Source organism: Alistipes putredinis DSM 17216 (assembly GCF_000154465.1).
Lineage (GTDB): Bacteria > Bacteroidota > Bacteroidia > Bacteroidales > Rikenellaceae > Alistipes > Alistipes putredinis.
Genome location: NZ_DS499579.1, coordinates 296,775 through 312,443, shown reverse-complemented (window position 1 = coordinate 312,443; position 15,669 = coordinate 296,775). Strand labels below are relative to the sequence as shown.

General features: G+C 54.8%; 10 protein-coding genes and 1 pseudogene. 10 read left to right on the top strand and 1 reads right to left on the bottom strand.

The window, feature by feature from the left end:
- The first annotated feature begins 18 nt into the window (after positions 1–18).
- From uvrA to ALIPUT_RS07255, 5 genes and pseudogenes are all read left to right on the top strand, one after another.
- The gene (gene uvrA / locus ALIPUT_RS07275; protein WP_004329195.1) at positions 19–2,814 is read left to right on the top strand and encodes an excinuclease ABC subunit UvrA; all 2,796 of its coding nucleotides are present in this window, start codon (positions 19–21) and stop codon (positions 2,812–2,814) included.
- A gap of 7 nt (positions 2,815–2,821) precedes the next feature.
- Positions 2,822–4,036: a M16 family metallopeptidase gene (locus ALIPUT_RS07270; protein ID WP_004329194.1), complete on the top strand. Its 1,215-nt coding sequence runs from the start codon at positions 2,822–2,824 to the stop codon at positions 4,034–4,036.
- Positions 4,037–4,070: 34 nt separating this feature from the next.
- Positions 4,071–4,718 (top strand): O-methyltransferase, encoded by a 648-nt coding sequence (locus ALIPUT_RS07265; protein WP_004329193.1) that lies wholly within the window; start codon positions 4,071–4,073, stop codon positions 4,716–4,718.
- Positions 4,719–4,845: 127 nt separating this feature from the next.
- Positions 4,846–5,166 (top strand): nucleotide pyrophosphohydrolase, encoded by a 321-nt coding sequence (locus ALIPUT_RS07260; RefSeq protein ID WP_004329192.1) that lies wholly within the window; start codon positions 4,846–4,848, stop codon positions 5,164–5,166.
- 358 nt (positions 5,167–5,524) lie between these two features.
- Positions 5,525–6,675 (top strand): annotated as a pseudogene (locus ALIPUT_RS07255) (MalY/PatB family protein).
- Between the two features lie 121 nt (positions 6,676–6,796).
- Here ALIPUT_RS07255 and ALIPUT_RS07250 read toward each other — a convergent pair.
- A complete protein-coding gene (locus tag ALIPUT_RS07250) occupies positions 6,797–8,542 on the bottom strand; it encodes a phospho-sugar mutase (protein ID WP_004329188.1) in 1,746 nt (581 codons plus the stop codon).
- A 231-nt stretch (positions 8,543–8,773) separates the two neighbouring features.
- Here ALIPUT_RS07250 and dnaA point away from each other — a divergent pair, with 231 nt between their 5' ends.
- The 5 genes from dnaA to ALIPUT_RS07225 all read left to right on the top strand — a co-directional run bounded on the left by dnaA (position 8,774) and on the right by ALIPUT_RS07225 (position 15,198).
- Positions 8,774–10,183, top strand: coding sequence for a chromosomal replication initiator protein DnaA (dnaA, locus tag ALIPUT_RS07245; RefSeq protein WP_004329187.1), 1,410 nt, complete (start codon positions 8,774–8,776; stop codon positions 10,181–10,183).
- A gap of 592 nt (positions 10,184–10,775) precedes the next feature.
- Positions 10,776–11,792 (top strand): recombinase RecA, encoded by a 1,017-nt coding sequence (recA, locus tag ALIPUT_RS07240; protein WP_004329185.1) that lies wholly within the window; start codon positions 10,776–10,778, stop codon positions 11,790–11,792.
- Between the two features lie 235 nt (positions 11,793–12,027).
- Positions 12,028–14,253: a RelA/SpoT family protein gene (locus ALIPUT_RS07235; protein ID WP_004329184.1), complete on the top strand. Its 2,226-nt coding sequence runs from the start codon at positions 12,028–12,030 to the stop codon at positions 14,251–14,253.
- 12 nt (positions 14,254–14,265) lie between these two features.
- A complete protein-coding gene (locus ALIPUT_RS07230) occupies positions 14,266–14,622 on the top strand; it encodes a hypothetical protein (protein WP_004329183.1) in 357 nt (118 codons plus the stop codon).
- Between the two features lie 189 nt (positions 14,623–14,811).
- Positions 14,812–15,198: an HIT family protein gene (locus ALIPUT_RS07225; RefSeq protein ID WP_004329182.1), complete on the top strand. Its 387-nt coding sequence runs from the start codon at positions 14,812–14,814 to the stop codon at positions 15,196–15,198.
- Positions 15,199–15,669 lie beyond the last annotated feature (471 nt).

Here is a 15,669-nt window from a genome sequence, read left to right as displayed (position 1 = left end):
GGATCCACGTAAAAAAACATGACAAAAGAACAAAAGTCCATTTATATAAAAGGTGCACGGGTGCACAACCTCAAAAACATCGAGGTCGAAATTCCGCACAACCGACTGGTCGTCATTACGGGACTTTCGGGTTCCGGCAAATCGACCCTCGCTTTCGACACGATCTTCGCCGAAGGGCAGCGCCGCTACGTGGAGAGCCTCTCGGCCTATGCCCGACAATTCCTGGGCAAGATCAACAAGCCCGATGTGGATGTCATTACGGGTATCGCTCCGGCCATCGCCATCGAACAGAAGGTCAATACCCGCAATCCGCGTTCGACGGTCGGCACCACGACCGAACTGTACGACTACCTTAAACTCCTCTACGCCCGCATCGGACACACCTTCTCGCCCGTATCGGGACAGGAGGTCAAGTGCTACACCGAGGACGACGTGGCGCAATATATCCTCTCCCTGCCCGAAGGCAGCCGCGTGGCCGTCGCAGCGCCGCTGCAACTGCGCGAAGGGCAGGGCGTCATCGAAAAGCTGACCCTGGTGCTGGGCGAAGGCATCCTGCGCGTACATGCGGCGGGAGAGACTCTGCCGATCGAGGATTTTCTGCCCCGCGTGGACGGAAACACCCGTGCCGAAGATATCTCGATCGTAGTCGATCGTGCCAAAGTTTCGCAGGACGGCGACCTGCCGACCCGCCTGCGGGATTCCGTAGCCCGTGCTTTCTCCTATGGAAACGGGGTTTGCCGAATCGTCACGCCCGAAGGCGTCAAAGAGTTCTCGGCCCGTTTCGAGGCCGACGGCATCGAATTCGAGCCTCCGACCGAACATCTGTTCAGCTTCAACAACCCGCTGGGCGCCTGCCCGACGTGCGAAGGTTACGGCAAGATCATCGGCATCGACGAGGACCTGGTGATCCCCGACAAACGCAAAACCATCTACGAGGACGCCGTGGCCTGCTGGCGCGGAGAGACCATGCGGGCGTGGAAAGACCAGCTCGTAGCCAATGCCTACAAGTTCGATTTTCCGATCCATACGCCGTTCTACCAGCTTACGGCCGAACAGAAACGGCTCCTGTGGCGCGGCAACGAGTATTTTCACGGCTTGAACGATTTCTTCGCCTACATCGACAGCGAACGGCGCAAGATCCAGTTCCGGGTGATGAAAGCCCGCTACACGGGCAAGACCGTCTGTCCGGACTGCGGCGGCTCGCGCCTGCGCAAAGAGGCCCTTTACGTCAGAATCGGCGGCAAAACCATCGCCGACCTGGTCGTGATGCCGGTGGAGACGCTCGCCGATTTCTTCGCCTCGCTCGAACTGGATGCTCACGACACTAAAACCGCCGCACGCATTCTCACCGAGATACGCAACCGCCTGCAATACCTCACCGACGTGGGGCTGGGCTACCTGACCCTCGACCGGCTCTCCTCGACGCTTTCGGGCGGCGAGAGCCAGCGCATCAATCTTTCGACCTCGCTGGGCAGCAACCTCGTGGGCTCGCTCTACATTCTCGACGAGCCGTCGATCGGCCTGCACCCGCGCGACACGAACCGTCTGGTCGGTGTGCTCGAACAATTGCGCGACATCGGCAACACGGTGATCGTCGTCGAGCACGAAGAGGAGGTGATCCGCGCCGCCGACTGGATCGTCGATATCGGTCCGGAGGCGGGCTACAACGGCGGAGAGGTCGTCTTCAGCGGACCGCTGAAAGCCTTATTGAAAGAGGAAAAAAGCCTGACGGCCGACTACCTTACGGGACGCCGCAAAATCGCAGTGCCCACCTCGCGGCGAAGCCCGGCAGCGTGGATCACCGTGAAAGGTGCCCGGCAGAACAACCTGAAGAATATCGACGTGCGGATTCCGCTCGGGGTGATGACCTGCATCACGGGCGTGAGCGGCAGCGGCAAATCGTCGCTGGCCAAAGGCATCCTCTATCCCGCATTGCGGCGCCTGCTGTTCGATACGGGGCTCAAACCGGGCGATTTCGACGCCATCGAAGGCGACCTTTCGACGCTTCGTTCGGTCGAAATGGTCGATCAGAACCCGATCGGCAAATCCTCGCGGTCGAACCCCGTGACCTACATCAAGGCCTACGACGAGATCCGCAAACTCTACGCCGACCAGCCCTACGCCCAGCGGTCGGGATTCAACCCCTCGCACTTCTCGTTCAACATCGCCGGCGGCCGTTGCGAGGAGTGTCAGGGCGAGGGATTCATCAAGGTCGGCATGCAATTCATGGCCGACGTGGAGCTGGTGTGCGAAGCCTGCGGCGGCAAGCGCTTCAAGGATGAAATTCTCGAAGTCCGCTACCGCGAGAAATCGATCTACGACATACTGGAGATGACGGTGGACGACGCGATCGCCTTCTTCGGCGATGATAAGAAAAACGCCACCTGCAAACGGATCATCGAACGGCTCCGCCCCCTGCAGGAGGTCGGGCTGGGGTATATCAGACTCGGACAGTCCTCCTCGACGCTCTCGGGCGGCGAGAGCCAGCGCGTAAAGCTCGCTTCGTTCCTGTCGAAGGAGAGCACCGAAGGCAACGTGATGTTCATCTTCGACGAGCCTACGACGGGTCTCCATTTCCACGACATCAACAAGCTGCTCGACGCCTTCAACGCCCTGATCGCCCGGGGTCATACGATCGTGATCGTCGAACACAACATGGACGTTATCAAGTGCGCCGACTGGGTCGTGGATCTCGGCCCCGAAGCGGGCGACCGGGGCGGCAGCATCGTCTTCGAAGGCACTCCGGACGGGCTGGCCGGATGCAAGGAGAGTTACACGGGCCGCTACCTGGCGCTCCGCGAGAAAAACGAATAAGACAACGATGGAATTTACTACCTATACGCTTCCCAACGGCATCCGGGGCATTCACCGTCGGATCAAAGGCAACGTCACGCACTGCGCCCTGCTGGTAAACGCCGGAAGCCGCGACGAGCTGAAGAATCAATTCGGACTGGCCCATTTCACCGAACACGCCCTGTTCAAAGGCACGGAGCACCGCAAGGCTTACCAGGTGAACTGCCGGCTCGAAAACCTCGGCGGCGAACTCAACGCCTTCACCACCAAGGAGGATACGACGATCCACGCCACGACCCTGCGAAGCGACTTTTCGAAGGCTGTGGAGCTGATCGCCGACGTCGCCTTCCATTCGACTTTTCCCGACCGGGAACTGGAAAAAGAGAAGGAGATCATCTACGACGAAATCAATACCTACAAGGACTCTCCGGCCGACATGATCTACGATACGTTCGAAGAGATGCTTTTCGCCGGGTCGGAGCTGGGACACAATATTTTAGGCCGGAAATCGAGCCTGGCACGCTTCAGCGGAGAGTCGATCCGGGAGTTCGTCGCACGCACGCACACCACCGACCAGATGGTTTTCTCGTCGATCGGGAACCTCTCGGCCAAGAGCGTCGAAACGACCGTCGCCCGCTACCTGAACGACATCAAAAGTTCCGCACGGGATTTCTCGCGCCGGCAACCCGCCGCCGTCGAACCGTTCTCCCGAATCGTTACCAAACATACGCACCAGACGCACTGCATCATCGGTGCTCGGGCGCAGGGGATCAACGACGCGGAGCGGCTGCCGCTGGCGCTGCTCGTCAATCTGCTCGGCGGCCCTTCGGCCAACTCCCTGCTGAACGTGCTGGTGCGGGAGAAAAACGGGCTTTCGTACAACATCGAAGCCTCTTACACGCCTTACAGCGACAGCGGCATCGTGGCCATCTATTTCAGTTGCGACCACGACAACACGGATCACTGCATCGAGCTGATCGAGGGAGAGCTGGGACGGCTCCAAACCACGCCGCTCTCGGCCCGACGGCTTTCGATGGCCAAGAAGCAGTTCATCGCCCAGCTGGCGATCTCGATGGAGAGCAACGAAGGTTACATGCTCGGTGCGGGCAAGAGTTTCCTGGCGCACCGCGAGGTCGATACGATGGAGGAGGTTTATCGCAAAATACAGGCTCTCACGGCCGAAGACCTGACCGCCGTAGCTTCGTCGGTCTTCTCCTCACCATCGCGGCTCATCTATAAATAACGGTTTTCAACGACCCGACACACAATTATATATTATGGACGCACTCGAACGATATATTCACGATTTTTCGTCGCCGGAAGAGGAACTTCTGCACGAACTCGACCGCCAGACGCATCTGCAGGTCGTACAGCCGCGCATGCTCTCGGGGCATATCCAGGGTAAGTTGCTGGAGCTGCTCGTGCGGATGTTACGGCCCCGCAACATCCTGGAAATAGGGACCTTTACGGGTTATTCGGCCCTCTGCATGGCCGCCGGGCTGGAAGAGGATGGCGTGCTCGACACGGTGGAGGTGGACGACGAGCTGGAGGAGTTCGCCGCCTCGTTTTTCCGCCGCAGCCCGCACGGACAAAAAATCCGTCAGCATATCGGTTCGGCACTCGATATCGTCCCGACACTCGGATATACGTTCGACCTCGTATTCATCGACGGCGACAAGCGCGAATACCCAGACTACTACCGGATGCTAATGGGTGACGGAGGAAGCAAAGTGTTGGTGCACAGCGGATCGATATTGATCGCAGACAACATCCTCTGGTCGGGCAAGATCGTGGAACCGGTAGCACACAACGACCGCCATACGCAGGCGCTGCTGGAATTCAACCGCATGATACGGGAGGACGAGCGGGTGGAAAACGTGATCGTCCCGATCCGGGACGGATTGAATCTGATCCGGGTAAAATAGGACAGCCGTCTGCCGATAAAGGCAGGGCTGGAAAGGGCAGGAAAGAAAACCCGGCAAGCAAGCGAACGGCCGACAGACAACGGGAAAAAACGGCTCTGTAACGACGAAATTTGAAAAATCGACCGATATGGAATTGAGTGAATTGCAAAAACGAGTGGACGCATGGATCCGCGAATACGGCGTCCGCTATTTCAGCGAACTGACCAACATGGCCATCCTGACCGAGGAGGTGGGGGAGCTGGCCCGCGTCATGGCCCGCAAATACGGCGACCAATCCTTCAAAGCGGGAGAAAAGGAGAACCTGGCGGACGAAATGGCCGACGTACTGTGGGTATTGGTCTGCCTGGCGAACCAGACGGGAGTAAACCTCACCGAAGCCCTCGAAGCCAACTTCGCCAAGAAAACGGCCCGCGACAAGGAGCGGCACCGCAACAATCCCAAGCTATGAACCGAAACCCCGAAAAGCGGGGATAATAACTTATCCGAGAAGGGGGTTCGGGAGAGGATGAGAATCACAAACGCGGACACAGGCTGTGAATAAGCGACCGTCGGACGATGGCTGGAACATTGAAAAATATAATAATTGCCTGATAGGTATTCCGGGCGATTACGTTCCCGAATCGTTCCGGCAGGTTATGTACGACGGAAGTCATTATCGACAAAATACGGCCCTTCCGACAAACCATCTTCCGGCAAACCGCCCGATAAAAGCGGGATCGGATACGAAAAGCCCGTAATCCCCCGAACAAGGGGCGATACCGCGATAAAATACGGAACTGTTACCTGTAATCAAATACTTTAGAGTTATGAAATACGATTTCGATGAGATTATTCCGCGACGGGGTACCAACTCCGTCAAATGGGATCTGGCCACAGACGAACGGGTGCTGCCTATGTGGGTAGCCGACATGGATTTCCGCGCGGCCCCGCCCGTACTCGACGCCCTGGAACGACGGCTCCGCCACGGCGTTTTCGGCTATACGAAGGTCCCCGACGCCTATTTCGAGGAAGGAAAGGGTGGTTCGGCAAACGGCACGGATTCCGCATCGAAAACGAGTGGATCCTCCCGACTACGGGCGTCATTCCCGCCCTTTCGGTCATCCTGAAGGCCCTGACCGAACCGGGCGACAAGGTAATCCTTCAGACGCCCGTTTACAACTGTTTCTTCGCCGTGCTGGAGCGTACCGGCCGTCAGCCGCTCGCCAATCCGCTCATCGACGAAGGCGGCGCCTACCGCATGGACTTCGAAGATCTGGAACGCAAGGCGGCGGACCCGCAGGCCAAGCTGATCTTCCTGTGCAATCCCCACAACCCGGCGGGCCGGGCCTGGACCGCCGAAGAGCTTACCCGCCTCGGGGAGATCTGCCTGCGGCACGGGGTAACGGTCATATCGGACGAAATCCACTGCGACCTGACGCTCGACGGCCATCGCCACATTCCGTTCGCCTCGCTGAACGAAGAGTTTCTGCGGCATTCGGTCACCTGCACCGCCCCGAGCAAGACCTTCAACATCGCCGGTCTGCAAGCAGCCAACATCATCGCCGCCGATCCCGAGATACGCCGGAAAATCGACCGGCAACTCGTCGATAACGAACTCCACGCACTGAATGCCTTTGCAGTCGAAGCCCTGATCGCAGCTTACAACGAAGGCGGCGAATGGCTGGACGAACTGAAAAAATACCTGTGGGAGAACTACGAATACCTGCGCGACTTCTTCACCCGGCACCTGCCGGCTCTGCCGGTCACTCCGCTCGAGGCCACCTACCTGGTGTGGGTGGATTGTCGGACGTTGAAACGCCCCACGACGGAAATAGCCCGGCAGTTACTGGAGGAGGGGCACGTATGGATCAACGAAGGCGAAATGTACGCCGGAGAAGGGTTCCTGCGCATCAACATCGCCTGCCCCCGCAAGACGCTCGCCGAAGGGCTGGAACGCATCCGAAAAGTAGTAGGGTAATTACAATTATTGAATTTAACGAAAAGAGAGCCTTTTTAAGGCTCTCTTTTTTGATTCCGGAGTGAAAATCCCCAACCTATAATCGGGAAATATCCGCATTCCATAAAATTATATGAATATTTTACACCAATTTCAGCTCCTTCTTGATCCGTTCGATCTTGTCGTTCAGTTCGGCCCGTACCTTTTCGTAATCGGCGACGGACGGCAGGGTAGCCTTCACCCCGAAGTAGAACTTGATCTTGGGCTCCGTACCCGACGGACGGACACAGACACGGGTGCCGTCCTCGGTATACCACTGAAGTACGTTGCTCTTATCCTGCTCCAGATGCGTCTTCTTTCCGGTGCGGACATCGAACGACTCCAAAGTCTGAATATCGTTGATCTTCACCACGAGCGAGCCGAGAATCTCTTTCGGAGGATTGGCACGGTAATCGACCATCATCCGCTGGATCAATTCGGCACCCTCCTTACCGGTACGGACTACCGAAACGAGGCCTTCCTGGTAAAATCCGTACTTGACATAAAGCTGCTTGAGCCACTCGTACAGCGAGATACCCATCGTATCGCGCACCCAGGCTGCGGCCTCGGCCGCCAGCGAGCAGGCCGACACGCCGTCCTTGTCGCGGACGTAGTCCCCGGCCAGGTAGCCGAAGCTCTCCTCGCCGCCGCCGATGTACTGCATATCGGTACCTTCGTGCCCCCGAATGATCTTGGCGATGTATTTGAAGCCGGTGAGACACTCGTAGCATTTCACCTTGAAATAGTCGGCTACGGCATCCACCATTTCGGTCGTAACGATCGTTTTGATCACGTACTGGTGTCCGTTCAGGCGGCCCAACTCGGCCCAGCGGGTCAGTTGATAAGTCATCAGCAGCACCAATGTCTGGTTGCCGTTCAACAGCACGTATTCGCCGTTTTCATCAGGCAGCGCCACGCCGATACGGTCCGAATCGGGATCGGTAGCCAACACCAGATCCGCCTTCACCTTCTTCGCCAGGTCGATAGCCATCGACATCGTCTTGCGCTCCTCCGGATTGGGAGATTCCACCGTCGGGAAATTACCGTCGATCACCGCCTGCTCGGGAACCATTTGCACGTTGGTAAAGCCGAAGCGCTTGAGCGACTCGGGAACCAGCCGCACGCCGGCACCGTGCATGGGCGAATAGACGATCTTCATGTCGTGGAAACGTTTCACGCTCTCGGACGAAAGCGACAACTCGTATATTTTATTAAGGTATAACTCGTCGAAATCCTTGCCCAGAGCATGAATGTTCTGCGGGTTCCGGCCGGTAAGCACCTGATCGACCTCGGTGATTTTCTCCACCTCGTCGATGATGTTCTTGTCGTGCGGTGCCGTAACCTGCGATCCATCGGACCAGTAGGCTTTGTAGCCGTTGTATTCTTTGGGGTTGTGCGAAGCCGTGACGACCACGCCCGACTGACATTTCAGCTCCCGGATCGCGAAGCTCAACTCGGGTGTCGGACGCAGCGCGTCGAACAGAAATACGGTGAATCCGTTCGAGGCGAAGATGTCGGCCACACGCTCGGCGAACATCCGCGAATTGTTGCGGCTGTCGTGCCCTACGACGACCCGGATTTCCTCGCCCGCGAAATTGCGCTTCAGGTAGTTCGAAAGACCCTGCGTCGCAGCACCTACCGTATAGATATTCATACGATTGGTGCCCACTCCCATGACCCCGCGAAGACCGCCCGTACCGAACTCGAGGTCCTTGTAAAAACTCTCTACAAGTTCTTTCATATCATTATCCATCAGGTATTTAACCTGTTTTTTAGTCTCTGCATCATAATTGCCGTCGAGCCATTTTTGGGCTTTCGCCAGCACTTGTTGTTCTAATCCGTTTTCCATAACTACATTGGTTTTATTTATAGCTTAAAGCTGTTATCCTCCAAAAATTTTATACGCAAATATACATATTTTATTTCCAATATTCACTATCAGCAAGTTAAAAAAGAGGAGCCTGCCACATCCTTTTTTCTATAGTAAAAGTATCGACTTTTGCAAGCATTTTGCCGCTCCATTTTCACAAATTTATTTACAACTTTGTGCTACCAAAAAAAACGGATACACCCTCCATCGATGTTAGCTCCCGCACAGACATATTGCGAAAAATGGCAAACTTGTTTGGACCAGATCAAGTCCCGAACGACCGAAGAGGAGTTCGTGAAGTGGTTCAAACCCATCGTGCCGCTCGAATTCGACGGCAAGACGCTTCGTCTGTGCGTGCCCAACATGAGCTACGTCTATCAGATCGAGAAGCACTACATTCCGTTCCTGCGGCCGATCATCTCCCAGCTCTACGGACAGGAGATCCGCCTGCACTACGCCGTTCCCAAAAACGACGCACAGAGCGTGCCAGTGTCGAAAGAAGCCGATACGACGGCGATTTCGCAGTTCAGCACCCAGACCAACACGGCAAATATAAAAAATCCGTTCGTCATTCCGGGTCTCAAGAAGATCGTCATCGACCCGCAGCTCAACCCGAACTACACGTTCGCAACCTTCATCGAAGGGGAGTGCAACCGCCTGGCCCGTTCGGCGGGTATGGCCGTCGCGGTCGATCCGGGCCATACGCCTTTCAACCCGCTGTATATATACGGTAACTCCGGACTGGGCAAGACCCACATCGTGCAGTCGATCGGCCACGAAGTGCGGCAGCGCCACCCCGAACTGCAGGTGCTTTACGTCTCGATGAACAAGTTCCAGGCGCAATTCCAGACCGCCTACAAGAACGGCGAAATTCCGGATTTCATCCATTTCTACCAGATGATCGACGTATTGATTATCGACGACATCCAGGAGCTCACGGGAAAAACCGGCACCCAGAACGCCTTCTTCAACATATTCAACCACTTGCAACTGGCAGGCAAACAGTTGATCCTTACCTCGGATAAACCGCCCGTGGAGCTGAAGGACATCGAACAGCGACTGCTGACCCGCTTCAAGTGGGGACTTTCGACCCAGCTCAACACGCCCGACTACGACACCAAAGTCAAGATCATCAGAATCAAGGCTCAGAAACTCGGCCTCCAGCTTACGGACGAAATCGTCCGCTACCTGGCGGACAATATCTCCGCCAACGTCCGGGAAATCGAGGGCGCTCTGTCGGCCCTGGTAGCCAATACCGTCTATATGGGCAAGAAAGTTTCCCTGTCGCTCGTCAAGGAGATTCTGAAGGTCTATGTCCGGGTATGCCAAAAAGAGATCACAATCGAGCACATCATCGAAGTCGTCTGCGACTTCCTGCATATCGACATCCAGCGCCTCAATTCGCCCGAACGAACCCGCGAAGTGGCTCAGGCGCGTCAGATCGCCATGTACCTGGCCAAGCAGCACACCAAATCCCCGCTGATCGCCATCGGTTCGGCTATCGGAGGACGCAACCACGCCACGGTGTTGCACTCCTGCAAGGCGGTATCGAACCAGATCGAAACGGACAAGGCTTTTCAGCGACAGATGGAAGAGCTCGAAAAACTGGTCCTGGCATAACCCGCCGGGACTTTTTTCATCTCCTCCCGAATCACAAATTTGCGAAAAACTTACCGACGACTCGATATTTCCGATGCCATACAAGCCCGCAAACTCCGTCGCCTTCCGCTTGTTGTCACTCCGGACAAAACCATCCCCGACACCGGCACGCATACACTTCTCCAATCCGGTTGCACCCGGACATTGAACCACACCGGAGGCAGTCGATTCGCCGACCATATCCTCCGCCTCCGAAAATCCCGGATTCTTCAGGCCGTCGGCAACGAACGACCCTGTTTCCCCAAAATACGACCCACCCCGACACGCAGCCGCAAATTTCCCCTTCACCCACAGAATTACATCCGCAAACAGCCATAAATCCGGCCGGAAATGGCGATAATTGCATTTTATTTCGTAACTTTGAAAAATAAATCCCGTTGTGTAAAACACCCGGAGCGAAACGGCGATTCCGACTTTCAGGAACAGTGTCGGAAGATCCGTCGGTCGCCGGGCAGCGACGACAGAACAGCAAAGTTCGGCAGGCGGGAAAATCCCGGGTTTACGCACCGGACACCGGATACGAAATACGAAAAAATAAAAACAATTCGACTATATGGCAGAGAAAACACAAGCAAATCCCGACAAGTTAAAGGTACTTAACGCGGTGATGGAGAAGATCGAGAAGGATTTCGGCAAAGGCTCGATCATGCGCATGTCGAGCGCAGAGGTCGCCGACGTACAGGTAATCCCCACGGGTTCGATCACCCTGGACATGGCGCTCGGCGTAGGCGGTTACCCCAAAGGACGCGTCATCGAGATTTACGGTCCCGAATCCTCGGGCAAGACGACCCTGGCGATCCACGCCATCGCCGAAGCCCAGAAGGCCGGCGGTATCGCCGCTTTCATCGACGCGGAACACGCTTTCGACAGCTCCTACGCCCAGCAACTCGGCGTGGATGTCGATAACCTGCTGATTTCGCAGCCGGACAACGGCGAACAGGCGCTCGAAATCGCCGACTCGCTGATCCGCTCGAGCGCCATCGACATCATCGTCATCGACTCCGTGGCGGCTCTGACGCCCAAGGCGGAAATCGAAGGGGAGATGGGCGATGCCAAGATGGGATTGCAGGCCCGCCTGATGTCGCAGGCACTGCGCAAGCTCACCTCGAGCATCTCCAAAACCAAAACGGTCTGCATCTTCATCAACCAGTTGCGCGACAAGATCGGCGTAGTGTACGGCAACCCCGAAACCACGACGGGCGGTAATGCACTGAAATTCTATGCCAGCGTCCGCATCGACATCCGCCGGGTGTCGGTCATCAAGGACGGCGAGGAACAGCTCGGCACCCGCACCCGCGTCAAAGTGGTCAAAAACAAGGTGGCGCCCCCGTTCAAGAAGGCCGAATTCGACATCATGTTCGGCGAGGGCATCTCGAAGATCGGCGAAATCATCGACCTGGGTGTGGACTACGGAATCATCAAGAAATCGGGTTCGTGGTTCTCTTACGGCGACCGCAAAATCGGCCAGGGCCGCGACAGCGTGAAAGAGCTTCTCAAGAACGATGAAGCGCTCCGCAACGAAGTCGAAGCCAAAGTCCGCGAAGCGATGATTGCCGCCCGCAAAGCATAAAAAGCGAATGAAGAGCCGACCGGGGCCTGTAACAAAGGCAGGAAACGCCCAAAAGACCGGTCGGAGTCTTCTCTCTTCGGACAAATACAGGCAGCGACGCACGGTATAGCCGGGACAGTTATAAAACGGCACCCCGGAAACGAAGCGAAAAACGATATTTTACGATAGAAAACGAGATCGTCGGTACGAAATCCGTCGAAATTCGTAGTTGGACCCTAAAACAGCATTGGATGGTATGGATTTTACGCCGGAAGACGAACGATTAATCAAGGAGAAGTGGGAGGAACTGCTTCAGTCGTGCACCAAAATCTGTAAAAACGACGAAGACTGGGAGTTCATCAAACGCGCTTTTTTCCTGGCGAAAGAGGCGCATGGCGGAGTGCGTCGTCGCTCGGGCGAGCCGTACCTGCTGCATCCCATCGCCGTAGCCAAGATCGTCGTGGACGAGATCGGGCTCGGCGTCAAATCGGTCGTCGCCGCCCTGCTGCACGACGTTGTGGAGGATACGGAGTACACGGTCGAAGATATGGAGCGCATCTTCGGGCCCAAGATCGCCAAGATGGTCGATGGGCTTACGAAGATGTCGGGCGTATTCAATGCCGATACTTCGGAGCAGGCGGAGTATTTCCGCAAAGTCCTGCTCACGCTTTCGGACGACGTGCGGGTGATCCTGATCAAAATCGCCGACCGCCTGCACAACATGCGTACGCTGGGGTCGATGCCTACCAACAAGCAGATCAAAATCACGGGTGAAACGCTTTACCTGTTCGCACCGCTGGCGTATCGGCTCGGCCTGTACACTATTAAGAGCGAACTCGAAGACCTCTGCATGAAATATCGCTTCCCGGTACAATATGCCGAGCTGTCGGAAAAACTCAAAGCGACCGAAGAACAGCGCGAAGCCTTCATCAGCAAATTCAACGCCCCGATCATCGAAGCGCTCAAGCGGGACCATATCAACTTCGAAATTTCGGGACGTGTCAAAAGCCTTTACTCGATCTGGAGCAAGATGCAGCGCAAACAGATTCCCTTCGAGGAGGTTTACGACCTGTTCGCCATCCGGATCGTCTTCCAGCCGCTGCCGTTCCCCTCGGAAAAGACACAGTGCTGGCAGATATTCTCGACTATCACCGACATCTATACGCCGAAACCGGATCGCCTGCGCGACTGGATTTCGATGCCCAAGGCCAACGGCTACGAAGCGTTGCACTCGACTGTTATGGGTCCCGACGGAGTATGGGTAGAGGTGCAGATCCGCACGCAACGCATGGAGGAGATCGCCGAAAGGGGATTCGCCGCTCATTGGAAATACAAAAACGCCTCGCTGTCGAACAACGAGGACGAACTCGACCGCTGGCTCAAAAAGATACGCGATGCACTGAATGGTCCGACGGAAAACGCCGTTGACTTCCTGGATAACTTCAAATTATCGCTATGCACATCTGAAATAGCGGTATTTACACCCAAAGGAGAGGCTCGGAAAATGCCGTACGGAGCCACCGCACTGGACTTCGCGTACGACATACACTCGAAGATCGGAAACAGTGCCATCGGCGCCAAGATCAACCACAAGATCGAGCCGATCACCACACAGATCAACAGCGGCGACCAGATCGAAATCATCACCGCCGACAACGCACGCCCCAAAGCCGAATGGCTCGACATCGTCACCACGACCAAAGCTAAGCAGGCGATCAAGAGTTTTCTCAAACGCGAGCGGCAAAACAACATCGAACGGGGCATGAAGATGCTCGAGGAGCGAATGCAGCAACTCAATACCCCGCTCAGCGGTCGTGTGCTGCGCAAAATCGTCCCGATTTACGAATCCAACAACAAAGAGGAGCTTTACAGCAAAATCGGGGCGGGGATCGTCGATCTAAAAGACTTGGACAAGGTCCTGAAAGTCAATGCCACCAGCAAGATACTCAAGTTCTGGACGCTTTTTATCAACAAAAAGGAGGACGAGGAGGGCGACGATGCCGAAAATCCGGAACCGAACAGCGCGAAAGCCGAAGAATCGGCAACGGCAGGCGAACCGCAATTCGTCATGGCCGAATGTTGCAAACCGATTCCGGGAGACAGCGTGGTAGGGTATAAAGACCCTGCGTCGCACCGTATCATCGTGCATAAATCCAACTGCAAGGAGCTCGACCGGCTGGCCGCTCAATTCGGACGCAATATCCTCAAGGACGAAATCAAATGGTCGCAACACAAGGCCATGTCGTACCTATCGACCATCGAACTGCGCGGCATCGACCGCACCGGCATACTGCTCGACCTGGCAAAAACGGTCAGCGAGGACTTCAGCATCAATATCCGGCAGATCAATATCCAGACGCACGACAACATTTTCGAGGGCACGATCAGCCTTTATGTCAAGGATGCGGAGGGCCTGCATGCAATCATGGACAAAATCCGCAAGATAAAGGGCATAGACACCGTAAAACGTAATCAGGATTAAACCATCGGCACTATGGACAAAGATATCATCCAAATACTGTGGAGCGCACTGTTGATCGTCATAGTCACGATCGTCCCGCTGGTCAAGAAGTTCAAGGAGATGCAAAGAAAAGAGTTGCGCTCCGCATCGGCGGCACAGCCCGTCCGTCAGGCGGAGGCGGACACATCCGCCCCGGTGTCCGGATTCCGAAAAACGGCCGGCAAGTCCCCAAAAACTGAAAAAGCGGAATCTCCGTTACGCAACCAGATCGGCATATCCCGAGCGGACGCCGAACAGCAACCTCATAGCCCCGGTATCGCCGAAGAATTCGACGTGCGAAAAGCGGTCCTTTATTCGGAGATAATGGCTCCAAAATTCAAGGAGGAGTAGCCAAAGACAGGCACATACGCTCATCGGCATCGATTCCCGTATTTTTCGGAAGCCGACACGATGCAAAATAGAAGGATGAGAAGGATTCTTCTCTCCGAATTAAATTAAAACTCCCTTCGCTTATTACGGGACCTCAAAGAGGCGATAAGCCACAACAAGCAACGACGCAATCAATAAACATATTTTCATATGGCATCCATATTCACTCGCATCATCAACGGCGAAATCCCGAGCTACAAGGTGGCGGAGGATGAAAATTTTCTGGCATTCCTCGACATCAATCCCCTCGAGAAAGGTCATACGCTGGTCGTCCCCAAGAAAGAGATCGATTATATTTTCGACCTGGACGACGAAACCCTGCAAGGGATGATCGTCTTCGCCAAAAGGGTGGCGAAAAAAATCCAGGCGAAAATCGCTTGCAAAAGAGTGGCAGTAGTGGTTTTCGGCCTCGAAGTTCCCCATGCGCACATTCACCTGATCCCGATGGAAAACGAATACGACGTTGATTTCCGCAAAGTCAAGCCCAAATTCACTCCGGAAGAGTTCGAAGAAACAGCCAGAATGATTCGGGAATAGGACATACGGCAGAACATACAAACCATTAATTACCAGCCGGGTAGTGTATTGATTACACTATCCGGCCTTATTTTTTAACATAATATAATCAAAAGGAAAATAATGTTAAAAAAACGACGGAGAGCGAATTTCAATATCCCGAAATTATTGCAAAATCCAGCAAAATAGGGTAGTATGTTACAAATGTAATCACATCTTTCTTCTTAAACTTGCCTAATTTTATCCATTTGTAAATACACACTCTGTAAACATGCTGTTGATATTCAACAAATGTAAAATACTAAGCAAACCCTCGCAACAGTCAAAAATCCCCTGCATTATTAGAATCAAAATATTGAATTATCAATATAAATATACTATAAACCATATATTTATGACAACTAACTAAATAAAAACAAGAAGAATCCAACCGTATTTAGAGCCGTTTTGCAGTCCACATCGAATTTCATAAAAATATAAAAGCATTATATA